Here is a 22,927-nt window from a genome sequence, read left to right on the forward strand (position 1 = left end):
CCCCGCCGAGACCGCCTTAGGCGGTCTCGCGTGCCGCCCGGCGGTCCAGAACGTCGCGATAAAGCGCCACAATCCGCGCCGCCTTGGCGTCCCAAGTAAAGTCCGACAGGGCCTCTTCGCGCGCCAGCCGTGCCTTGCCCGGCAGGGCCGACGGATCGGTCGCAAGCGCAGTCAGCGCCGCCCGGAACCCGTCCACGATCTGCGCCCGCCGACCTAGGGGAATGGCATATCCGTTAGCCTCCGACACCAGCTCTCCGGGGCCCGCGTAATCGACGACCATCGGCACCACGCCCAGGGCCATCGCCTCCAGCACTACCCCGCCCCCGAATTCACGGATAGAGGGGAAGGTCAGCAGGTTCGCTCGCGCCATGACCTCTTGCACCTGCTGATGCGGCAGGTTGCCGTGGAACGTCACGCCTTGGGCTATCTTCAACTCATCCGCCTGTTCCCGCAGGGCACCCATCATCGGCCCGTCGCCCACGATGTCCAAGACCAGCTGTCCCGCAGCGATCAGCGGCGCCGCCGCCTCCAGTAGCATGTCCGGTCCCTTGTAGGGTACCAGGCGTCCTACGAAACAGCCCCGCAGCGGCAGGGACAGGTCCTGCTCGGCAACCAGATTGAAGCGTGTAGGATCGATAGCGTTCTCAGGCAGCCAGACGACGCGGTCCTGATGGGCAGCCGGAATCTCAGAGGCAGTATGGCGCGACCCGGCCAGGATCAGCGCGGTCGCCTTAAGGGACCGGCCCCGTAGCGGGTTCAGCTTATAGGCGCCGCGCACATAGGACAGCCATTCGCGTTCCCGCCGCCGCTCGGCATCGAAGCCCTTTGGCCAGGGCACGCCCCCGTTCAGTGGCCCCAGCACAAAGGGTACTCCGGCCGCCGCCACCTTGGCCGCAATGGGCGAGGCGACGGTGGGCGACAAGGGCGTCACGCGATGCACCAGGTCGAACCGCCCCGCCCGGATATCGGCGCCGAAGCGCTGCCAGATCAGCCGTTCGAAATAGGGATAGCTGAGCGCGGCGATGGCCGTGCTCATCGTCCAGCCCTTGCCCTTGCCCATACGCAGGATCCCAGCCAAGCGATACATGGGGGCCGCGACCTTCTCGCTGTCGATAGCGGTGAAGTCCTGCCCCTCGACCAGGCCGGCGCGTAGGAACGCCTCGCGGTTGCGCTGCTGGGTGACGATATGGATATCGGCATGGCGCCGCAGGGCCGAGGCCAGCGACCAGCCCACCAGCGGCACCGAGACCCATTCGGGATTGGCGGCCTCGGCGATGACCAAGACGCGGGGGCGGCGAGAGGGATCGGTCATCATGGCTCCTTGAGCATTTGTGTCAGCGCGTCGGCACTGCGCCTGGCGCTGAAATCGTTCAGGACGCGCTGGCGCGCGGCCTCGCCCATCCGTCGGCACGACGCAGGGTCCTGCATCAGCCGGGCCATGGCATCGGCCAAGGCCTGCGGTTCGTCGGGGGCCACCAGAAGCCCGTCCTGCCCCTCCGTCACCAATTCGCGCACGCCGCCGGCATCGGTCCTGATCACTGGCAATTCGCAGGCCATTGCCTCCATATAGGCCACGCCCAAGGGTTCATGCCGGCTGACCAAGATAATGCCGTCCGCTGCCTGCAGCTCGGCCCGGATGCCCTTCTGCGTAACGGGGCCCAGCAGTTCCACCAACGCTACGGGATCTTGCTGGGCAATCAGGCGGTCCAGATCGCGGTGATAGCCGGAACTGCGCTGCTCGTCCTCGCCCGCGATGCGGACGCGGAAGGCCAGATCGGGCCGGTCGCGACGCAGGATCATCGCCGCCTGGATCAGGATATTATGACCCTCCACCTGGTTCAGCCGCGCGCAGCAAAACCAAGTGAAGGGACCGGTTCCGGTGATGCGCGGTGTGTCGGGCGGCGCGAAATGGTCAATGTTCACCCCCATGGGCACGACGCGAACCCTGTCCATCATCTGCGGCATGATTTTCGCCACCTGCGCGAGCAGGGTTTCGGTGATGATGAAGACGAAATCGGCACCTTGCCATTTGACCGGCTGGTCGGGGCCGCAATCGACCAGCGGACCATGCAGGACAAGACTGTAGGGAATGCCCGCGATGCGGTGGCACATCGCAGCGCCAATGCGGCCAAGCGGGCGGGATGCAGCTGGATCCTAGCGCCCTCGGCGACCCAGTCATGCGGGACTGATCGCGGTGCTAAGCGCATCGAGATGATATGCGCGCCGCTGCCATGACGCTGCCGTAGCGCTTGAAACCCGCGCCGGAAAACCGAGTGGGTTTGTTCCCAAAACTCAGGGATCAGGACCGCGATCTTGGACGGCCTGCTCATGGTGCGACCCGGGCTTGGCGGAATGCGGTGGCTAGGGTCGCGGCCTCGGTCCGGATGTCGAATTCGGCCTGCACCTTGGCACGGCCCCGGGCGCCCATCTGGGCCGCGCGGCCCGGATCGGAGAGGACCGTGCAGACCGCATCGGCCAACCCATCACCGTCTCCGGGCTGCACGATCACACCTGAGACGCCATCCTCGACCAGCTCGGGAATGCCCGCGATGCGCGTGGCCACCACGGCGCGGCGCGCGGCCATCGCCTCCATCAGCACAACGGGCACCCCTTCAGCAAAGGAGGGCAGCACGAAAAGCGCCGCCTCGCGCAGCGCCTCGGCCACCTCGTCTTGGCTGCGATAGCCCAAAAAGCGAACTGCATCCTGCAGACCGGCGCGGCGCACATGCTCCTCCAGCCGGGCGCGGTCGGGACCGTCGCCGATCAGGGTCAGATGGGCGTCGGGGCAACGCGTACGGATCCGCGCCATCGCCTCGATCAGCACCGGCACCCCCTTGGCCGCGGCCAGGCGACCGACGAACAGCATCCCCTGCCCCTGTGCGGGTCCCGCGTCATAGCGTTCGGGTTCGACCCCGCAATGCACAATACGCAGCCGGGACCAGTGATCCTGCGGGCTGACCAGCATCGCCTGCGACCGACAGTAATGCGAAATGCAGGCGACGAACCGCGCGGCTGCGATCTTATCGGCCAGCCGCCACAGCTTGGGGTCAGTAAAATCGGCCGGGCCATGCAGGGTAAAACTAAAGGGTACATTCGCCAGCCGTGCCGCTAGCAGCGCCACCGAACAGCTGGCTTGGGCAAAGTGGTTGTGCAGATGCGTCACCTGCCGGTCCTGCAGGTGACGGGACAGCACTGTCGCCTCGAGGAAATAGAACAACTGATAGAGGCCCGCGCGCAGCCCTGGCCCGCGCATCCGCCAAGCTTGGCGCAGGACCGACAGATAAAGGCCGGGATGACGCAAGGCGCGAAACTGTGCCGCCAGCAGCCTGCCCGGGCGCTTGGCCGCATCCAGCACGTTGAAGGTCGCGGCGGCCTCGGCCTTTTCAGCCGGCCCGCGATGATGTTGGGAACCGGTGCGGCGGATCGAGCAGGTTAGGATATCCAAACCCTGAGCCCGCAGCGCCGCGATCTCGCGCAGGATGAAGGTATGCGAGACAGCCGGGTATTCGCCGACAAGATAGGCTATGCGCAACAGGATCACCGATCAAAACAGGGTTGCCGCATCTAACCGCAAATTTCTTTGAATGACCATGCCGACCATCACTATCGGCCCATAATCGGACAAATTTGACTTTCATCTGTGCATTGTCGAGGCTCTGCTGAACAAATCGCGTGAAGGTCAGAGTGCCTCTGTTTCCGGACCGCCTTTTTCTACAGCCCCCAAGCGTGGTGAAGCCGCTGAGTACGGTGACAAAGACTTGGCATTCTCCATCCTGACGATCGTCGTCCCGCACTAACGGGTGTTAGCCCGCAAAATGACACAGTGCTTTGCAGTTTCAACGTGGCTCCAGGGTTAATGATCGCTGCATTTTCAATGAGATAATAACCGCATGGGTGCGTTGGCGCCATGCATCGAAGGGAAATGCTCCAGCCCAAGGCATTCGCCAACCGCTGGAAACCTTGAAGCGATTACGATGGCTTCGCCCGGATCATGGTGGGCATGGCCGCTGCGGGTGCCGGTCCGAAGACGATCATGATCGATGTGAGCGGGCGGACGCCATGCGTTCGCGTAAACCTGCGCAAGAATCTGAATGCGCATCGCACAGCTTTCGCCCTGCAGAGTAAAAGGGGGCGTGGTCGTCGGATCGACCAAGGAAAGGCGGCCTGAATACAAAGTTGCACGCCATGACTGACGCCACAGGCAAACCTATCCATTTTTCCATGTCAGCAGGGCAGATCAGTGATAACTCGGGGGCGGTACCTTGGGACAACAAGCCGCAGGCTGATTGGCTCCTGGCGAATTGTGGCTATGATGCTGATTGGCTGAAAAATTTCTTGGCAAGGAAATGAATGTCCCCAACCTTGGCCGGAAGTCCCGCAAGAATAATTTGGATTACGACAAGCGCCGCTACAAAAGGCGTAACTGCATCAAACCATGTTCAGTCGCCTGAAGGACTGGCATCGCGCGGCAATCCGCTACGGCAGATGCCCGAAGACCTATTTCCCCACAATCTCAGTGGCCGAAACCATCAGGTTCTGACTGTAAAGCAGAACGAGATCTGAGCTTGCACAAAACATTACGTTCCAGTCAGCCAATTGTCCGCATACAACGAAGTGGAACTGCTGCGCTGCACGTATGGAAGCGCATTCTCAACCGGAGCGTGACGTGAATATTGATGTAATCGTTCCTGCCTACGAGGCCGAAGCGACGATCGGGGCCTGTCTGGACGGATTGTTTGCAGCCGGGTTTACGGTGGGGGACATCAAGGTGGTCGATGACGGCTCGCGGGACCGCACGGCCCAGATCGTCCGCAGCCGGGGCATCCAGCCGATCTGCCAGCCCAATCAGGGCGCAGCCCGGGCCCGCAATGCCGGGGCGCAGGCCAGCCGGGGCGAGATCCTGTTCTTCGTGGATTCCGATGTCGTGGTCCATGCGGATGCCCGCATCCGGCTGGAGCGGTTCTTTTCGAACCATCCCGACCATGCGGGGCTCTTTGGCAGCTATGATGACGCGCCGCCCGCCCCCCCGCGCGTCAGCCGGTTGCGCAATCTGCTGCATCACCATGTCCATCAGCGCGCTGCGGGGCCGGCCTCGACATTCTGGACGGGGTGCGGTGCGCTGCGCAGGCATGATTTGGTCAAGGCCGGCGGCTTTCGCACTGAAGAGCAGATGATCGAGGATGTCGGGCTGGGCCTGCGTCTGGCCCGGCTTGGCCGTCCGGTCATGCTGGTTCCCGAACTGCGCTGCACCCATTTGAAGTCTTGGGGCTGGCGGGATTTTGCGGCAACGGATTATCGGCACCGCGCCCAGCCCTGGACCCGGATGATGCGCGATCCTGCGAACGGTGATCTGGCTCATGCGCTGAACGCAGGGGCCCGAGGAAAGGCATCAGTGATCGCGGTGGGGGTCAGCCTTCTGTCCCTGCCACTGGCCTTGATCGCGCCCTTGGCCGGCGCGGCCATGGGCTTTTTGGCTTTGGCCGGACTGATCGGGCTGGAATGGCGGTTCCTGGGCCTGGTGCGTCGCAGGCTGAACTGGGTGGACGTGGTGCTGGCCGTGATGATGCTGTGGGTTCATTATCTGGCTGCAGGGGCGGGATATGCGCGGGTCCGACTGTTCGGATGATCCTGGGCACACCCATCAACTTGAACCGGGGCCCATGCTGATGGCCAGCGCGGCCGCAAAATTAAGCCTGTTGAAAGCGACAGTTCTCAAGGGGCATGACGTGTTCTATAAAAGGCGCGAAAACGACGAAGGAACCCTCGAGTGTCATCAGTAAATATTGCCGTTGCCGGGATCGGCTATGTCGGCCTCTCCAATGCCGTCATCCTGTCGACCCATAACCGGGTCCGAGCTCTGGATGTCGATGAGACGCGCGTCGCGATGCTGAATGATCGCAAATGCCCTATCATCGACGATGAAATGGAGCGCTATCTGGTCGAGCGCGACTTGGACCTGACCGCGACGACCGATCCCGCGACGGCCTATGAGGACGCCGACTTCGTGATTGTGGCGACGCCCACAAACTATGATCCGGTCTCGAACTACTTCGACACGTCCAGCGTCGAGGCGGTGATCCGCGATGTCATGCGCCTGGCACCAAAGGCCGTCATTGTCGTGAAATCGACCGTACCGGTCGGCTTCACCAAGGACGTCTCCGAACGGCTTGGCACGGACCAGGTGATCTTCAGCCCGGAATTCCTGCGCGAAGGTCGCGCGCTGCATGACAACCTGCATCCGTCGCGCATCGTGGTCGGAGAGGACAGCCCCCGTGGCCGCGCCTTTGCAGATCTTCTGGCCGGGGCTGCACTGGACAAGGATGTCCAAGTCCTGCTGACCGGATCGACTGAGGCCGAGGCGATCAAGCTGTTCGCCAACACCTATCTGGCGCTGCGGGTGGCCTATTTCAACGAGTTGGACAGCTATGCGTTGACCCATGGCCTGAACAGCCGCCAGATCATCGAGGGCGTGGCGCTGGATCCGCGGATCGGGGCGCATTACAACAACCCATCCTTCGGTTATGGCGGCTATTGCCTGCCCAAGGATAGCAAGCAGCTGCTGGCCAATTATCACAATGTGCCCCAGAACCTGATTGCCGCCGTGGTCGATGCCAACCGCACCCGCAAGGACGTGATCGCCGAGGATATCCTGCGCCGCAAGCCGCAGGTGGTGGGCATCCACCGCCTTGTGATGAAGGCGGGGTCAGACAATTTCCGCCAATCCGCCGTGCAGGGCATCATGAAGCGCCTGAAGGCCAAGGGCATCGAGATCATCATCTATGAGCCCGCCTTGTCCGAGGACAGCTTCTTCGGCTCTGAGGTGATCCGCGATCTGGACGCGTTCAAGACCCGGTCCGAAGTCGTCATCGCCAATCGTATGACGGACGACATCCAGGACATTGCCGACCGGGTCTATACCCGCGATTTGTTCGGCGACAACTGACGCGCAGGCGCGTCAGTTCTCTTCCCCGTTACACGGCCCCGACCTTGTTCGGGGCCGTTCCTGTCAGGGGGAAAAAGACCTTCAAGCGGTCGAAATGCCGCTCGACGCCATACCATGACAGGGTCGCCACGATCACCGTCAGCGCAGTCATGACAAAGAACGCTTGCGCCCCCGGACGATAGAGATCGTGGAAAACGCTACCGGCAAGCCACCACAAGAAGAAATGGTAGACATAGATCCCATAGCTGATCTTGGAGAGAAACCGGATGCTGGCGTTGGTGAATAGGGTTCGGGCCACACCACCAAACCCGACATATGCGCGCAAGACGATGGAAGCCAGGGCATAGACCGTTACCATCCGATAGGCGATCGTGCTGCCGAAGCCCTCGAGGAACAAGATAGGTGACAAAACGAACAGGCCGCCGACGACAAGATTGGCGTGATTGGTTAACAGGGACCTGACGACCTTGTTGTCCTTAACCATGGCCAGAAGGCATCCGGCCGCGATTGGATCGAACGTGACAAGAATGGTGTGCCAATTATTGATCCCGCTGTTCAGGATGATCAAACGCAAAATAATGGATGTCAGCATCACGGCGGCAAAGAACCCCATCAGCCTGCGCCTTGTCAGGGCAAAGACGGCCAGAGGGCAGATCACATAGAACTGCTCGACAATATTGAGGCTCCACAAATGCGCGGCAACCCAGGGCGACCAGTCTTCTTGCAGCACGAAATGAGCATTCGACAATTGCGCCAAATGCCACAAAATGCTGGCCCGGATACCGGCCATGTCAAAAAGACAGGCCACGAACAGGGCCATGAAGAGGGCCGGAAACAGCCGCAACGCCCGACGGATATAGAAATTTCGGATATTCACATGCCCCGGGCCATCCTTGGCCTTCAGCAAGGTCATCGTGATGATGAAGCCGCTGACCACGAAGAAAAGGGACACCCGAAGATGTTCCATACCATGGTTCTTGTTCCAGAAATGGACATAGAGCACGCCGATCATGGCCACGACGCGCAGCCCGTCGATTTCCAGACGGCGCGTCTCGGGGTTCGCTTGTAAAACGCTGTCTTGCATGGGGCTGCCTCAATAAAATCGTACTGGCAACGAACAGGGACAGGGCCGGGGGGTCATTCCGGCGGAGAGACGGCCTCCAGCGCCCCGGATTGGGACAGGTTCCGGGCCACGTCGCGAACTCCGTCGACGAGGACATGCCGGGCCTGCCAGCCCAGCACCTGTCGGGCGCGCTTGGTGCTGCCCTGATAGCCCGAAACATCGAAGGCACGTGCCGGCACCATCTGCAACGGTGCCTGCGACTGCGTGACGGACAGCACGATTTCGGCCAAGGACTGCAGGCTGGTTGCCACACCGGTTGCCAGGTTCAGCGGCGGCAGGCCTGGATCTCCCGCGGCCAGCCTGTCGATCGCGGCCAGGATGCCGTCCACAGTGTCCTCGACATGGACGAAATCGAAGAAGGTCTCTGCTCCGGTGATGACCAGTTGTTCGCCCTGCAGCGCGCGCCATGTCAGCGCGGGGATGACGCGGTCGGGATGATCCTGGCGCCCTCCATAGACGCTGGACAGCCTGAGGATCGCAGTCCGCATCCCAGTCTCTGCCGCTTCGTCCACCAGATGCTCGGATTGCAGCTTGGACCGGCCATAGCGGTTGACGGGATGTTTCGGGGCGTCCTCGGTCACCGGAGACTGGGGCGCATCACCATAGATCTCGCGCGAGCTGGCATGCACGACCCAGCAATCCGGCCCGGCTGCCCGCGCAGCGTCCAGAACCTGCCGGGTGCCGTCCACATTGATGGAGTCGCACAGATCGGGATGGGTCTCGCCCCAAGCCACGCGAGAGATAGCGGCCAGATGCACCACCCCGTCGGCCCCCGCACAGGCGCGCGTCAGCGAAGCGCCGTCCCGGATGTCCACCGGCGCATCCGGATCGCGCATGTCCACAGGCACGGCATCGTCCCCCCGCTGCCGCAGCCGTTCCATCAAAACGGCCCCGACCAGACCGGAACTTCCCGTCACAACGATACGCATGCTTTTCCCGCCTGTTGGATTTCCGGGCAGCCCCGGAGCGTTCACCAATAAAACCAACTTCTTCTTGATCGCGCAGTCCGCCGCGCGTAGTCCTATCTGACGATGTCGCGGTCGCTTAGACAAGGTGTATTTGAGGTCACGGTGTTGCACGACGGCGCTTTCGACGTAATGCGGCGGGTTCTCGGCCTCGCCAAGGATGAGCGCCGACGCGTTGCGGTGATCGTCCTGCTGGGCTTGGTCTCGGCCGTGTTCGAGGGATTCGGCCTGTCGTTGATCATCCCCATCGCGCAGATCGCCATGTCCAGCGGACAGGTGCAGGATCTTCCTTATGTCGGCAATCTCATCGCGACTTTGTTCGGTAGCGGGGCTTCGGCTGGACAGCTGATGCTGGCGGCCGGGGTGATTTTTCTGGCAGGGTTGGCCACAGGGGTCGTCAACCTGGTGCTGTCCACGCGGCTGTCGCTGATATTCGCCGAACGGCTGCGCGCCCAGATCTTCGAGAGCCTGATGCATCAGGACATCGTGCTGCTGGAGGGCAAGTCCTCGGGCAAGCTGCTGAACATCATGGCCACGGAAAGCTGGCGTACCTGCGACGCACTGTTCGTGGTGATCTCGCTGATCGTACAGGTCATCGCCATCGTCGTGCTGTCGGCGTTTCTGGTGGCGATCTCGCCCGTGCATTCGGTTATTCTGGCCCTGCTGACAGGGTTGATGGCTTTGGCCATCATGCGTCTGACGCGGCGGATGCGCAGCATCGGCGCGCGGGCGACGGCCGCGAATGAGGGTCTGACCTCCTATCTGTTCAGCCTGCTGAACGGATTGCGGGTGGTCCGCGGCTTTGGCCGCGAGATCTATGAACGCCGCCGCTTTCAGCGCCGGTCGTCGCAGATCAGCCGGGTGTTCATGCGCCTGACCATCCTGTCGGGGCTGATCAGCCCACTGGTTCAGCTGATGACCTTAGGCATCGTCGGGGTGCTGATCATGATTTCCCTGGCCCGCGGGGATGAGGCGGCGGTTCTGATCGGCTTTCTGGCGATTGCCTATCGGGTCCAGTTCCGCGTGGCCAGTGTGCTGGGGGCCCGCGCCGGCCTGCTAGGGTTCGACTCCCCCGTCACCGAAGTCGAGACCGTCATCGCCGAGATCGGGACCATTGACAGGCAGAACGGGGTCATGACGGCCTTGGCCCGTGAAATCCGGCTGGAGAACGTCACGGTCCGTTACCCGAAGTCCGATGTCCCGGCCATCACCGACATCTCGTGCAGCTTCCGCGTCGGCGAAGTGACCGCCGTGGCCGGACGATCCGGAGCGGGAAAGTCTACCCTGATGGCCTTGCTGCTGCGCTTTACCTCGCCCGAAGAGGGGAGAATCCTGATCGACGACGTGCCGCTGTCGCAGATTTCGCCGCAGGCCTGGCATGAGCGGATCGCCTTCGTCGAACAGAATGCTTTTCTGTTCAGCGGATCGATCCGCGCCAACATCGCCTATGGCCGCCTTGGCGCCAGCGCCGAGGACGTGCGCGCCGCCGCCCAGGCCGCGCAGGCGGATGAGTTCATCGCTGCGCTGGACCAAGGCTATGACACCCTGATCGGAGAGCGTGGCGCCCGGCTGTCGCAGGGCCAACGTCAGCGGATCGCCTTGGCCCGCGCGCTGCTGCGCGATCCGGACGTGCTGATCCTGGACGAGGCCACGAACGCGCTGGACCTGATCACCGAACGCGCCATCAGGCGGATCCTGGAACAGAAAAGCCGGCCCCGGGTGATCATCGTCATCGCCCATCGGCGGGAAACCATCGACTTTGCCGACCGCGTCCTGGTGCTGCGGTCCGGCCGCCTGATCCAAGAAGGGCGGCCTGCCGAACTGGCCGCCCAACCTGGACTTTACGCCGATCTGTACGGAGACGAGGCATGAGACGAACCTGGACCGCGGCGGATCTGCGCGCGCCTTGGGCGATCGTGGAGCAGGAGATGACCCAACCCCTGGAACCGTTGTCCATGGGCGAGGCGCAGGGGGTCTATCTGCTGCTGCGTCACAAGGGCCGTCCGGCGGGGCGGCTGCTGATCGGTCGGTCCGCCTTTGGCGCAGAGGTGCCTCCGGCCGGCCTTAAGGCGCTGGTCCAGGACACGGGCGGGCCGATGGCCACGGCCTATGGCCTCTATGACCACCTGACGGCCGGGCTGGCGCCGCCCGCGCTGCCGCCCCTGACCATCGCCGTCTGCACGCGCAACCGCGCCGTCCTGCTGCGCCGCACGCTGGAGGCCTTGGTGCGGCTGCGTGACGGTCGGACCGGCGATGCGGTTCCGTTCGAGATCATGGTTGTCGACAATGCCCCGCCCGACAACTCCACCCGCGACGCCGTGGCCGAATTCGCGGGGGTCCGCTATGCGATGGAGCCGGTTCCGGGCCTGGATTTCGGCCGCAACAGGGCGCTTCGCGAGACGGACCGCCCCTATCTGGGCTTCATCGACGACGATGCCGTGCCCGATCACGGTTGGCTGGACGGCTTTGCCGAAAGCCTGCGCGACCAGCCCGCTGCCGGGGCCTTCACCGGACCGGTCCTGCCGATGATCCTGGAGACCGAGGCCCAGGTCCGCTTCGAGGCCGCAGGCGGGTTCGGCGAGGGGATCGACTGGCGCAGCTATCGCCGCCGGCGCTGGAACGACCCCTTCTATCCGGCCAATACCGGTAGGCTGGGGACCGGGACGAACATGATCTTCCGGACCGCGACCCTGCGCGATCTGGACGGGTTCGACGAGGCGCTGGACACTGGCCCCCCGCTGCCGGGGGGCGGCGATCTGGACATCTTCTACCGCGTGGTGCGGTCCGGCGCGCCGCTGGCCTATTCCCCCCGGCAGGCCGTCAGGCACGAACACCGCCAGGACATGCCCGGACTGCGCCGCCAGTTCCGGTCCTGGGGCCTCTCCATGGGCGCGCTGATACAAAAGAACGCGCGTCATGACCCCGAGACGCGGGCTGCCCATCGTCGCGTCCTGAGCTGGCTTCTGGTGCAGCATTACGGGCGCATGCTGGCAGGCTATCCCTTGGGCCGCGCCGCGCTGCCGCCCGGCTTCGTGCTGTCCGAAATCAGCGGCCTGGTGCAGGGCCTGTTCGGCGAATACGACCGCTCACTGGCCCGTGTTGCGCAACGGCGAAAGGATCACGCCGCATGAGACCCTCCGCCCCCTGGACCATCCTCCATGTCGATCTGGATGCGCTGCCAACCCGCCTGGAGATCCCCGCCGAGGCGCGCGGGGTCCTGCTCTATTTCCGCATGCAGGGCATGGTGCTGGGCCTGACCCATGAGATGCCCGAGGCCTTTCCCATGGAGGCGGGCGATCTGGCGCGCCGCGCAGCGCAGGCCATCGGTGGCACCGTCACCCTGCTGCTGGCCTGCGGGCTGGACCCGGTGCGCCCGCACGAGTTGCCCGATCTGTGGGCGGATCGGGGCGTGCCTGCGGCCGAGGATCTGGACCGCCTCTCGGACCTGATCCGGGCCCGGCGCGACGCTGCCCCCGCCCTGACGGCCAGCATCGTCATCTGCACCCGGCGCCGGCCCCGGGATCTGGCCAATTGCCTGGACAGCCTGTCGACCGAAATCGCCGGCGACCGCGACATCGTCGTGGTGGACAATGGCCCCGACCCCGAAACCCGCGCCGTGGTCGAGGCGCATCCGGGCGTGCGCTATGTGACCGAGCCCACGCCCGGGCTCAGCCGGGCGCGCAATGCGGGCGTGCTGGCCGCGCGGGGCGATGTCGTGGTCTTCGTCGATGACGACGTGCGCCCCGAACCCGGCTGGATAGAGCCGCTGCTGGGCGCCTTTGCCCCTGGCGTGGACGTGGTCTGCGGCCTGGTCCTGCCCGAGACGCTGGCGGCCGAGGCCCAGATCGCCTTCCAATACGATCTGGGCTTCGGCGGCATGGGCCAGGTCCCGCTGCTGTACGACCGGGTGTTTCTGGACCGCTCGCCTGCCAGTCCCCCGGTCTGGGATATCGGCGCGGGCGCGAACATGGCGGTGCGCCGCCGACGGGTTCTGGAACTGGGCGGATTCGACGAACGCATCGGCCCCGGCGCGGCCGGCGGCTGCGGCGATGACAGCGAATACTGGAGCCGCGTGCTGCATGCCGGGGGCGCGATCGTTTATGAACCCCTCTCGGTGGTGCGACACCGCCACCGTGACAGCTGGGACGACCTCAAGCGGCAGGCCTATGGCTATGGCTTTGGCCATATCGTAGCGCTTCTGGCGCAATACGGGCGCAACCGCGACCGGCGCGACCTGCGCCGCGCGCTGTGGACCATGCCCGTCTGGCTGGCCAGGCGGGGGCTGAAGGCGCCCTTGCAGAGGCTGCTGCGCAAGCCTGACCGGCTGACGGGACCATGGCTGCGGGGCTATGCCGGATCGCTGGCCTATCTGCCCATGGCGTTCCGGCCTCCGGCGACATCCTTCCTGCCACCCCAACCCCGGTCGGACGATGAGTGAGCCCGCCTATGACGCGGCCTTCTATGCCGGACTTCGCGATGGCGTGCGCCGCTCGGCGGCCGCGGTCCTGCCCTCGGTCTTCGAGCGGATCAAGCCGCAGACTGTGGTCGATTTCGGATGCGGATCAGGAGGATGGCTGGCCGAGGCGCAAGGCTTGGGGGCCGATGTCTTCGGACTGGACGGGCCCTGGGTACCCCAAGACGCCCTGGAAATCGCACCGGAGCGGTTTCAGGTCGCGGACCTGACCCGCCCCTTGCACCTTGAGCGCCGCTTTGACCTAGCCCTCTGCCTGGAGGTCGCAGAGCATCTGCCGGCCGAGGCGGCGGAGACCCTGGTGCAGACCCTGACCGCCCATGCCCCGGCGGTGCTATTCTCGGCCGCCATTCCGGGGCAAGGCGGCACCGATCACGTGAACGAGGCCTGGCCCGACTATTGGCACGGCCATTTCGCCCGGGCCGGGTTCGCCTGCGAGGATGTCCTGCGCCATGCGCTGTGGACGGATGCGCGGATCGAACCCTGGTATCGGCAGAACCTGCTGCTGTTTTTACGCCGCGACCTGACCGATGCGGATGCGGAGGCCCCCCCCCATGCGCTGATCCATCCCGGGATGTGGTCCCTGCGGCAAGCGGACATGCATGAGACTACCGAAAGGCGGCACATGGCCGAAGCGGAAGTCGCCCGCCTTGGCCATGCCTGGCAGAAGATGGCCGAAGACAACGCGCGTCTGCAGGCGACCCTTCGCGCGCGGGAGGCCGAACTGGAGAAAAACCGGACGGTCATGATCCAGATCCTGCATTCGCGCAGCTGGCGTCTGACTGCGCCCCTCAGGTGGCTGGACGGACTCCTGCGCGGGCGCCGGCCATGATGGCGGAAACGCCTGCGGACCAGCCGCTCATCTCGGTGATCATCCCGGCCTATAACGCGGCGGGGACGATCGCGGCGACGCTCGCCTCGGTACGGGAGCAGCGCTATCCCCATTTCGAGATCATCGCAGTCGATGACGGATCGACCGATCGGACGCACGACATCCTGCGAGCCATCGCCCGGGAGGAGCCGCGCCTGCGGATCATCACCCAAGCCAATGGCGGCGTGGCGCGGGCCCGGAACGCCGCCATCGCCGAGGCGCAGGGCACGTGGATCGCCACGATCGACGCCGATGACATCTGGCATCCCGACAAGCTGGCGCGGCAGATGCATGTGGCCACCACATCGCCCCTTGCCCCGGTGATGGTCTATTCTTGGTGCCGGCGTATCGACGCGCAGGATCGCGTGATCTCGGACCAGGGCCGCCCCCTGCATGAGGGAATGGCGCTGGATCAGATTCTGGGCTTCAATTTCCTGAACAATGCCAGCAATGTAATGTTTCGCGCCGATGCGGCGCGCGCCGCAGGGGGGTTTGAGGAAGCCTTTCAAGCTTTCCGCGCCTATGGCACCGAGGATATCGACTTCTACCTTGCCTTGGCGCAGCGCGGGCCCATCGCCCCCGCCCCGGGCTTTCTCGTGGGCTATCGCATCACCGGGGGGGGCATGTCCGCATCGCCCCGCCGGATGCGAATGGCGATCGAGATGACCCTGTTCCGGCTGGAACAGGCGCGCCCCGACATCGCCCCGGCGCTGTTCACGCTGTCGCGCACCTTCTACGACCTCTATGCGGCGGCCTTGGCGCTGCAATCGGGTCGAGGCGGCATGTTCTTGGGCTTTTTGACACAGGCCTTCATCCGTCGACCGGATGTGACAGCGCTGTTTTTGGGATGCGTTCCGTTCTGGCGCGGGGCCGAAGCGCGAGCGACACGGCAGGGCAGACCGTATTTTGCCGATCTGGACCCCGACCTGTCCAGCCATGCGCAGCCCTTGGCCGAACGCTTCGACCGGTTCCGCACCGCCCGCATCCGCAAAGCTGCCTGCCGGTCCGCCCAAGAAAGCCCTTAACCGGGCAAGTGTCTTGGGAACAGCAGAGACTTGCCCGTCCCAAGGCCCGATTACTTAACCATTTAGACAGGTTCTTAGTTTACGCATGTAGAACTGATTGCAGGAATCTGCATCGCAAGCGATTGTCCCTCCATAGCTGCCTGCCGTTGCTTCAGCTTTTGTTCATTTTTTTAAATGCGGCCGATTTTCGCGGTCAGGAGGTTTCGTGACTCAAACCGCAACCAGAGGGAAAACCGTTCTGGTCACAGGTGGAGCAGGCTTTATCGGTTCCCACCTGTGCGAACGGATGTTAGCCGAAGGTCATCGCGTGATCTGTCTGGACAATTTCCAGACCGGACGCCGCCGCACCATAGCAAAGCTGGTCGATACGCCGAATTTCACGCTGATCGAGGCCGACATCATCCGGCTTCCGGCGATTTCGGGACCGGTCGACCGGATCTACAACATGGCTTGTGCAGCCTCTCCGCCTCTCTATCAGGCCGATCCGGTCCATACGCTGATGACGAATATCGTCGGGGTCAACAACCTGCTGATGCTGGCAGCCGAGAAGGGAGCCCGTTTTCTGCAGGCATCGACCAGCGAGGTCTATGGCGATCCGCTGGTCCATCCCCAATCCGAGGATTATTGGGGCAACGTCAACTGCACAGGTCCCCGTGCCTGCTATGACGAGGGCAAGCGTTCGGCCGAAACCCTGTGCTTTGAATATCTGCGGGCCAGAAGGGTGGACACGCGCGTCGCGCGCCTGTTCAACACCTATGGTGCCCATATGCGGCCCGATGACGGGCGCATCGTGTCGAACCTGATCTGTCAGGCCCTGATGAACGAACCGCTGACGATCTATGGGAGCGGTCAGCAAACGCGCAGCTTCTGCTATGTATCGGACCTGGTTGATGGGCTGGTGGCCCTGATGGAATATCAGGTCAATCCGGAAACGCCGATCAACCTGGGCAATCCTGGAGAGTTCACGATTATCGAACTGGCCGATATGGTTCGGGAGATGGTCCCCGGGACACCCGAGCTGACCTTCATGCCGCTGCCCGTGGACGATCCGCAGCGGCGCAGGCCCGATATTCGGCGGGCCAAGGAACTGCTGGGATGGTCCCCTCGCATCCAACTGCGGGCGGGGCTGGAAAAGACGATGGAATGGTTCCGGGCCGAGCTTCCTGCCGTAGCCTCCCAAACTACCGCAAGGATCTCAAGCAGCCGGCCCTGACAGGGCCGGCAGGCTTGCGGAAGGGGACTCTCAGACGGTTTTTGCCTGTGACGAGGGCGTCGGGTCCTTCTTGATCTCGAACTCCTCGTGATAGGCGCGGTCGACATTGACCGACCAGACGTCGTTCTCCTCTCCCAGAATGTTTCGGGCGGCCAGCATGGCGGACAGCATCGAATGATCCTGGTTGTTGTAGCGGTGCAGACCGTTGCGGCCGACGGTCTGAAAATTCTCCAGCTGCCGGATCCAGGATGACACGACCTCCAGTGCCTCCTGATATTCGCCGTCATAGACAGGATAGGCCTTGGGCTGGCGAATGATCGCAGCGTCGATCACGTCCGAGGCTAGGCCCAGGCCCAGCTGCTCCAGCTCGGTAGCGGCCAGGTTGCGCAGTTCCGCATCGCTCATGGTCCAGAGGCCATCGCCCAACTGGCAGAAATACTCCATCCCGATCGAGGCCGTGTCGGGATCGGCCAGCATCTCGGGAGACCAGGCGCGGAAGTTCTGGATCCGCCCCACCTTCACCTTGGGAGAATGGACATAGATCCAGTTGTCCGGAAAGGGATCGGCCTTGTTCAAAACCAGGGTTACGATCAGGAAGTCCCGGTATTTTAGGCGATCCGCAGCCTCGATCACCTCCTCCGGCGGGGGCGGGTCGAAGGCATGGATCAGGTCGCGCAGGGCCATCGTGTTGACGAAGTGATCGCCCCGGACATGAGTGGTGACGGGCGTGTGCTCGGGCGCCCCGTCCCAGCTGCGAACATCCACGCCGGTGATCCGCATCCCATCCCGATAGACCCGCGTCACCGCAGATTGCAACTGCACCTCGCCACCCGCCTCCTGCACCCGTGCCGCGGTCTTTTCCCACATCATGCCGGGCCCAAGGCGGGGATACTGAAATTCCTCGATCAGGCTGGCCGTATCGTTGGCCCCGGTCAGGGCGTTCCAGACCGCCTTGGGCAGGGACAGGTTCTTGATCCGTTGCGCCGCCCAATCGGCTTGGATGTTTCGCGGATTCAGCCCCCAGACCTTTTCCGTATAGGACCGGAAGAAATGCATGTAGAGACGCCCGCCAAAGCGGTTGATGACCCATTCTTCGAAATTGTCCTCGCGCTTGGACGGGCGGATCTTCCACTTGATATAGCTCAGCATGATCCGGCTGGCCTCGTAGGGGCCGATATTTCCAAGCGCATTGAAGATCTTCAGCGGGTAGGCATAGAACTTGTCGCGGTAGTAGATCCGACTGAGGCGCGGGCGGGTGATAAAGTCATCACCCAAAACCTCGTGCCACATCGCCTCGACCTCGGGCACCTTGGTGAAGAAGCGGTGCCCGCCGATATCGAAGCGATAGCCGTTATGGCTTTCGGTGCGCGAGATGCCGCCCACGATCCGACCGGCTTCGAAGATGACGGGCCGGATGGAATCGCTTTGCTTCTGAAGCTCATAGGCTGCGGTCAATCCAGCTGGGCCGCCCCCGATGATGATCGCAGTCTGAAAACCGTCGTTCACTCACGTGCCTTTCACTTGGTTGCGTCCCTAGACACCTCTGCACGGAATATTATGGCTTTTCGGACGATTCTGGGGAGTTATCTTTTTATAGCGTTAACAAAGCATGCCGACCCCTGCACGGATATCACTTTATCGCAACGTCGGCAGTCCTTGACCGCATGCGCGCTAGCACGATGACGGCAAAGGCTGGAAACAGCCAGGCGATCCGCGATTGATACCGGTCAACCGGCGCCGAAAGCCCGCCAAAAATCAACGCGTTCAACAGGTGGCCCAGCACCAAAACGGCCAGCACCTCACGCTCGGTCCGGGTCAAGCGACCTGCCAGCAGCAGCAGGACCAGAAGCACCCCGGCCGCCCCGGTGGCATAGAGAACGATGGTGTCGAACCGTTCCAGGACGGTCCGAGCGTAAGGGTCGGTGGACGGCTCCCATCCATTCTCGCGGCTCCACGAGGCCACTTCGATCTGCTCGGTCCCGATCTTGACGGTCTGCAGGGCGGCATTGCGAAAAAGCGAGACCGTCTGCTGAACCGGATAGGCGCGGAAAGCCAGGGCCAGGACACGGAATTCCTCGGCCCTGATCTGGGCCATCAATTCCGGCGAAAGAGAATCGATGCCATTTTCGTCCCACAGGAACTGAGGAATATTCGTCGGCACATCGTCTCCGAAAGCCTCGCAGAAGGCCAGCGGTGCCTCCGGACAGACCTCCTGCAGATACCAGCGTGCCGGACCGTCCTGAATCGACCGGGCCAAAAGAATCGGCAGGCGCAGCGGCGCGACCGAGGGCGTGTCCAGCGCCACCGAGCTGGCCCCCAGATTGGCCAGGGGTGCGAACATCACCGGCACGATCCCCGCCACCAGCACCGCCCAAGTCAGGCGCCGGGCGATCAGCCGCCACAGCAGGACCAGACCGAAAAGCCCCAGGGCCAAGGGACCGTGCCCGTAATGGGCCGCTACCGCCAAGCAGGCAATCGCCCCAAGGGCAAAGCGCTGCCAAGGCCGCAGATCATCGAAACGCCGCATCAGGATCGCGCCATAGATCAGCACGATGGCGGCCATCAGATCGGGCATCAGATAGACGGTGAACCAAGGTAGGGTCGTCAAGGCCGCGACTGCTAAAAACCCGGCCCCCAGCACCCATGGACGCGACGCGGCCGCCGGACCGATCAGCGCAAACAACGTCCACAGCGTCATCGCCGCCTGCAGAATCGCAAAGCCCGCAGGCCAGACGGAGGCCCCGGTGACCAAGGTATAAAGGGAATAGATGAACGACCGGACGACATAAGCCTCGCCCCGTTCATTGCGCATGTCTTCGGCTGGCGGAGCGGGGGTTCCGGCATCCGGAACAGCACTGGCATCCATGCCCCCCGTCGGCCAGAAGCTGATCGAATCCAGCATGTCCAACACCATGCGACCAATGATGTCGCCCCCGCGGATATAGCTGGGCGTATCCGCAAAGATCAGGTAGCTGCCGGTGGCCAGCATGGGCCAAGCCAACAGCATGGCCGCCACCAGGGCGATAAGCATGCCGCGCGGCGTCAGCAAGGGTGCGGTGGTCATGATCTCTCCTGGATTTGCACGGGGTGCGGGGCGGGCGGCTCATCCTGCCCTGCTTTATGTGCCTCGCCAAGGGACAAGCACGTTAGAGTTTTCTGCATTCGTTCCCTCTCTCTTGTACCAAGACGCAAAAGCGCGTTAGCAACAAATGGTCGCCGATCCCCGGCCGGAGCCCATCAGGAAAGTCGCGCCGATGAAAACAGCCGTGGTGGTGCCGACCCATGACAGGCCCGAACGGTTGCGAGACTGTTTGGGCGCGCTGATGCGCCTGGACCCGGCCCCCGATACGATCATCGTCGTGGACGATGCCGGCGCTCGCCCCGCGGCTCCCGTTTGTGCCACATTCGGCGAGCGGGTCCGCTGTCTGGCGCTGAAACGCAATGGCGGCCCCGCAAAGGCACGCAATCACGGCGTGAGGGCGACCGATGCGCGGCTGATCGCCCTGACCGATGACGACTGCATGCCTCGGCCAGATTGGCTGGGGATGCTGGCGGCGGCCCAGGGCGGCGTGGCCGGGCGCATGGTGGGGGGCCATGTCCGCAATGCCCTGCCCGGCAATGTCTATGCCGCGGCCAGCCAGTCGCTATGCGATTACCTCTATGCCGCGGGCGGGAACGATGGCGGCGATACGGCCTTCTTCACCACGAACAACCTGGCCTTCGACCGGGATCTCTTCGACCGCATCGGTGGGTTCGACGAAAGCTTTCCCCGGGCCGCAGGCGAGGATCGGGATCTGGGCCAGCGCTGGCGGGACGCGGGCGGAGCGCTGGCCCACGCCCCGCAGGCCGTCGTCGATCATGCCCATCACATGGACTTCCGGGGCTTCTGGCGCCAGCAGAGCAATTACGGGCGCGGTGCGCGTCACCTGCAGGCCCGAATGGATGCCAGACAGGCTGCGGAGCCACGTTTCTCGTCCCCCGGCTTCTATGCACGGCTGGTGACCCATCCGCTGCGGGACGGTCAACCCCGGCCCGTGTCCCGCAGCGCGCTGCTGGGTCTGGCGCAACTGGCTACGGCATGGGGATACGGGCTGGAGCGCCTGAGGGAACGTGCCTCACCGGGTTCCGATCAGGGCTAACCCTTCGGGCGCGGGGGCCAGATGTCCGGCATCGTCACCCTTTTGTCTCACAAGCGTCATCGCAGCATTGTTAACCTTGTTTAACGACGCGAAGGTTGATTGCATGACCTGCAGAACGGCTCCTGATCTGCTTCACCGTCTTGACTGTTTGCGCCCCCCCCGGAGAACTCCGCCCATGATGCATACGACCTTGACTGCAACCCTTTTCGCGGTTCTGGCGGCGACGCCGCTGGCCGCGCAGAACCGCATCGACGGGCAATCCCCCGATGCGCCGGCCTTGGCCGCCTATGGCGACTATGCCGTCGGCGTGCGTCAGTTCAACCTGGTCAACCCGAACCAGATCGACTTCAAGGCGATCAGCGCCAGCGCCCCCAAGCCCGAGACGCTGCCCGTCTATGACCGCCCCCTGAAGGTCGAGATGTGGTATCCCGCCCAGACCGGATCGATCGGCGCGACCGCCTTCAACACCTATCTGCGCGACGGCATCACCGAGATCACGCTAGAGGGTCGCGCCGTCCGCGACGCCCTGCCGCCGCCCGTTACAAATCCCTTTCCGCTGGTCATGCTGAGCCACGGCTATCCCGGCAACCGCTTCCTGATGTCGCATCTGGCCGAGAACTTGGCCTCCAAGGGCTATGTCGTGGCCTCTGTCGATCATACGGATTCGACCTATAACGATCAGGGAGCCTTTGCCTCGACCCTGGTCAACCGGTCGCTGGACCAGATGTTCGTGCTGGACGAGATGGCGCGCATCAACGGCGATGCGGATCTGGGCCTGACCGGGCTGATCGACACCGACAACGCCGCGGTCATCGGCTATTCGATGGGCGGTTACGGTGCCGTCGTGACGGCGGGCGGCGGTCTCAGCGACACTGCGCTGCGCTTTGCCCCCCATGATACGCTGGCCATCCACAAGGAGGGCAGCCCGACCCACGACGCCCTGCCCGACCCGCGCATCAAGACCGCGGTGGCGATCGGCCCCTGGGGGATGAACAATAACTTCTGGGATGCCGAAGGTCTGGCCGGGATCGAGATTCCGATGCTGTTCATGGCCGGGTCCAACGACACCGTCTCGGGCTATGAGAACGGAATCCGAAAGATCTGGGAAGGCGCGACCGGCGTCGACCGGACGCTGGTTACCTTCGACGGCGGCGGCCACAACACCGTGGCCCCGATACCGGCCCCGCAGGAGAGTTTTGCCGCCGGCGTGTCCGGGCATTACACCGATCCGGTCTGGGATACGGTTTTCATGAACAATGTCGGCCAGCACTTCATCACCGCTTGGCTGGACAAGGAACTGAAGGGCAGCTCGGTCGTGGACAAGTATCTGGAACTGACCGCGAAGGGCAGCGACGGCGTCTGGTCGGTCGATGAGAACGGTGACTTCACCAGCGATCACACCTATTGGGCGGGCTTCAAGGAGGGAACCGCCGACGGCATCCGCTTCGAGACGCTGACAGCCCCGGCCCCGGTGCCCCTGCCGGCCACCGCATGGATGCTTGTGGCGGGCTTTGGAGGCCTGGGCCTGATGCGCCGCCGTCAGGCCCGCCGTGCCTGAGGAATTAGAACCGACCGATTCGGCGCCACCCGGCCGGGCGGGTTGGTTTTGGGGTTGAAAGGCCAGCGGATGCGGCATGGGGCGACGCATGGATGGTCGTCCCCGGCAACAGGCGCGACGAACGATGCGCGCCATGGCCGTTACATCAGCTTGCACTCCTGAGGAAGGAGGGGCGCAGTTGATTAGCAACCTTGTTCTGCGGCATTCGTCTCGATCATACACCTATCTGCCTTCCGGTGTGATCAAGTCGGTTGGCTGACTGAACGGCCATGTTCAGTCCCGGCATTTAGTGGATCGGTCTAGGTCTTAAATCCAGCTTTTGTAGATATATTCGTAGGGCGTCGAACCGTTAAAGGTCTTTAGCCCGCGTGCAAGATTGTATGCGTCAACAAATTCGGCCAAGTGCGTGCGTAGCTAATCGTTGGCATTGTAATCGTATCATTTCACGGTCGCGTCTTTGATTGTTCGGTCGTTCGCTCCACTTGATCATTCGTCCACGGACGGTTTGGCTTGGTAAGGCGGTGCTCTATCCCGCTCGCCATGGTCCTCGGACCATGTATGGATGGCCCCTTGGCAAGAGCTTTGTTTGATCTGGCAACTGGTCGGTCGCGGCCATGTA

General features: G+C 63.5%; 19 protein-coding genes and 1 pseudogene. 11 read left to right on the forward strand and 9 right to left on the reverse strand.

Annotated elements, in window-relative coordinates; translation table 11 throughout:
* Positions 1-16 precede the first annotated feature (16 nt).
* The 4 genes from DKT70_RS15765 to DKT70_RS17830 all read right to left on the reverse strand — a co-directional run bounded on the left by DKT70_RS15765 (position 17) and on the right by DKT70_RS17830 (position 4,153).
* Positions 17-1,312, reverse strand: coding sequence for a glycosyltransferase family 4 protein (locus tag DKT70_RS15765; RefSeq protein WP_111560039.1), 1,296 nt, complete (start codon positions 1,310-1,312; stop codon positions 17-19).
* Positions 1,312-2,112 carry a glycosyltransferase family 4 protein gene (locus tag DKT70_RS15770; protein WP_111560040.1) on the reverse strand — a complete coding sequence of 267 codons (801 nt, stop codon included), beginning with the start codon at positions 2,110-2,112 and terminating at the stop codon, positions 1,312-1,314. The genes DKT70_RS15765 and DKT70_RS15770 overlap by 1 nt, the downstream gene beginning before the upstream one ends.
* Before the next feature lie 214 nt (positions 2,113-2,326).
* Positions 2,327-3,541 carry a glycosyltransferase family 4 protein gene (locus DKT70_RS15775; RefSeq protein WP_111560041.1) on the reverse strand — a complete coding sequence of 405 codons (1,215 nt, stop codon included), beginning with the start codon at positions 3,539-3,541 and terminating at the stop codon, positions 2,327-2,329.
* A 330-nt stretch (positions 3,542-3,871) separates the two neighbouring features.
* Positions 3,872-4,153, reverse strand: a complete 282-nt coding sequence (locus DKT70_RS17830) for a hypothetical protein (protein ID WP_146612659.1) — start codon at positions 4,151-4,153, stop codon at positions 3,872-3,874.
* A 32-nt stretch (positions 4,154-4,185) separates the two neighbouring features.
* Between DKT70_RS17830 and DKT70_RS18085 the strand changes: the two genes are divergently transcribed.
* From DKT70_RS18085 to DKT70_RS15785, 3 genes are all read left to right on the forward strand, one after another.
* Positions 4,186-4,350 (forward strand): hypothetical protein, encoded by a 165-nt coding sequence (locus tag DKT70_RS18085; RefSeq protein ID WP_158530097.1) that lies wholly within the window; start codon positions 4,186-4,188, stop codon positions 4,348-4,350.
* A 316-nt stretch (positions 4,351-4,666) separates the two neighbouring features.
* Positions 4,667-5,626 (forward strand): glycosyltransferase family 2 protein, encoded by a 960-nt coding sequence (locus DKT70_RS15780; protein WP_158530099.1) that lies wholly within the window; start codon positions 4,667-4,669, stop codon positions 5,624-5,626.
* 141 nt (positions 5,627-5,767) lie between these two features.
* On the forward strand, positions 5,768-6,943 hold the full coding sequence (locus DKT70_RS15785) for a nucleotide sugar dehydrogenase (protein ID WP_111560043.1): 1,176 nt from the start codon (positions 5,768-5,770) through the stop codon (positions 6,941-6,943).
* A gap of 28 nt (positions 6,944-6,971) precedes the next feature.
* On the opposite strand, the gene DKT70_RS15790 is transcribed toward DKT70_RS15785, so the two are convergent.
* The gene (locus DKT70_RS15790) at positions 6,972-8,027 is read right to left on the reverse strand and encodes an acyltransferase family protein (RefSeq protein WP_111560044.1); all 1,056 of its coding nucleotides are present in this window, start codon (positions 8,025-8,027) and stop codon (positions 6,972-6,974) included.
* Positions 8,028-8,080: 53 nt separating this feature from the next.
* Positions 8,081-8,995: an NAD-dependent epimerase/dehydratase family protein gene (locus tag DKT70_RS15795; protein WP_111560045.1), complete on the reverse strand. Its 915-nt coding sequence runs from the start codon at positions 8,993-8,995 to the stop codon at positions 8,081-8,083.
* Positions 8,996-9,241: 246 nt separating this feature from the next.
* Here DKT70_RS15795 and DKT70_RS15800 point away from each other — a divergent pair, with 246 nt between their 5' ends.
* From DKT70_RS15800 to DKT70_RS15825, 6 genes are all read left to right on the forward strand, one after another.
* Positions 9,242-10,903 carry an ABC transporter ATP-binding protein gene (locus DKT70_RS15800; RefSeq protein ID WP_233490621.1) on the forward strand — a complete coding sequence of 554 codons (1,662 nt, stop codon included), beginning with the start codon at positions 9,242-9,244 and terminating at the stop codon, positions 10,901-10,903.
* Positions 10,900-12,162 carry a glycosyltransferase gene (locus tag DKT70_RS15805; protein WP_111560047.1) on the forward strand — a complete coding sequence of 421 codons (1,263 nt, stop codon included), beginning with the start codon at positions 10,900-10,902 and terminating at the stop codon, positions 12,160-12,162. The genes DKT70_RS15800 and DKT70_RS15805 overlap by 4 nt, the downstream gene beginning before the upstream one ends.
* Positions 12,159-13,469, forward strand: a complete 1,311-nt coding sequence (locus DKT70_RS15810; RefSeq protein ID WP_111560048.1) for a glycosyltransferase family 2 protein — start codon at positions 12,159-12,161, stop codon at positions 13,467-13,469. The genes DKT70_RS15805 and DKT70_RS15810 overlap by 4 nt, the downstream gene beginning before the upstream one ends.
* Complete coding sequence (locus DKT70_RS15815; RefSeq protein WP_158530103.1) at positions 13,462-14,334, forward strand: class I SAM-dependent methyltransferase; 873 nt, start codon at positions 13,462-13,464, stop codon at positions 14,332-14,334. The genes DKT70_RS15810 and DKT70_RS15815 overlap by 8 nt, the downstream gene beginning before the upstream one ends.
* Positions 14,331-15,398: a glycosyltransferase family 2 protein gene (locus DKT70_RS15820; RefSeq protein ID WP_111560049.1), complete on the forward strand. Its 1,068-nt coding sequence runs from the start codon at positions 14,331-14,333 to the stop codon at positions 15,396-15,398. The genes DKT70_RS15815 and DKT70_RS15820 overlap by 4 nt, the downstream gene beginning before the upstream one ends.
* Before the next feature lie 205 nt (positions 15,399-15,603).
* Positions 15,604-16,611, forward strand: coding sequence for a UDP-glucuronic acid decarboxylase family protein (locus DKT70_RS15825; protein WP_111560050.1), 1,008 nt, complete (start codon positions 15,604-15,606; stop codon positions 16,609-16,611).
* A 30-nt stretch (positions 16,612-16,641) separates the two neighbouring features.
* Here the strand turns inward: DKT70_RS15825 and DKT70_RS15830 are convergent, their stop codons facing one another.
* Both DKT70_RS15830 and DKT70_RS15835 read right to left on the reverse strand, forming a co-directional pair.
* Positions 16,642-18,117 (reverse strand): NAD(P)/FAD-dependent oxidoreductase, encoded by a 1,476-nt coding sequence (locus tag DKT70_RS15830; RefSeq protein ID WP_199559626.1) that lies wholly within the window; start codon positions 18,115-18,117, stop codon positions 16,642-16,644.
* 124 nt (positions 18,118-18,241) lie between these two features.
* A complete protein-coding gene (locus DKT70_RS15835; RefSeq protein WP_111560051.1) occupies positions 18,242-19,675 on the reverse strand; it encodes a hypothetical protein in 1,434 nt (477 codons plus the stop codon).
* A gap of 190 nt (positions 19,676-19,865) precedes the next feature.
* On the opposite strand from DKT70_RS15835, the gene DKT70_RS15840 reads away from it, so the two are divergent.
* On the forward strand, positions 19,866-20,750 hold the full coding sequence (locus DKT70_RS15840) for a glycosyltransferase family 2 protein (RefSeq protein WP_158530105.1): 885 nt from the start codon (positions 19,866-19,868) through the stop codon (positions 20,748-20,750).
* 175 nt (positions 20,751-20,925) lie between these two features.
* Positions 20,926-22,308, forward strand: coding sequence for a poly(ethylene terephthalate) hydrolase family protein (locus DKT70_RS15845; protein WP_111560053.1), 1,383 nt, complete (start codon positions 20,926-20,928; stop codon positions 22,306-22,308).
* Between the two features lie 306 nt (positions 22,309-22,614).
* Here the strand turns inward: DKT70_RS15845 and DKT70_RS18455 are convergent.
* A pseudogene (locus DKT70_RS18455) lies at positions 22,615-22,838 on the reverse strand (integrase core domain-containing protein); the annotation flags it as partial.
* Positions 22,839-22,927 lie beyond the last annotated feature (89 nt).

It is taken from the genome of Paracoccus sediminilitoris (assembly GCF_003259195.1).
Classification (GTDB): domain Bacteria; phylum Pseudomonadota; class Alphaproteobacteria; order Rhodobacterales; family Rhodobacteraceae; genus Paracoccus; species Paracoccus sediminilitoris.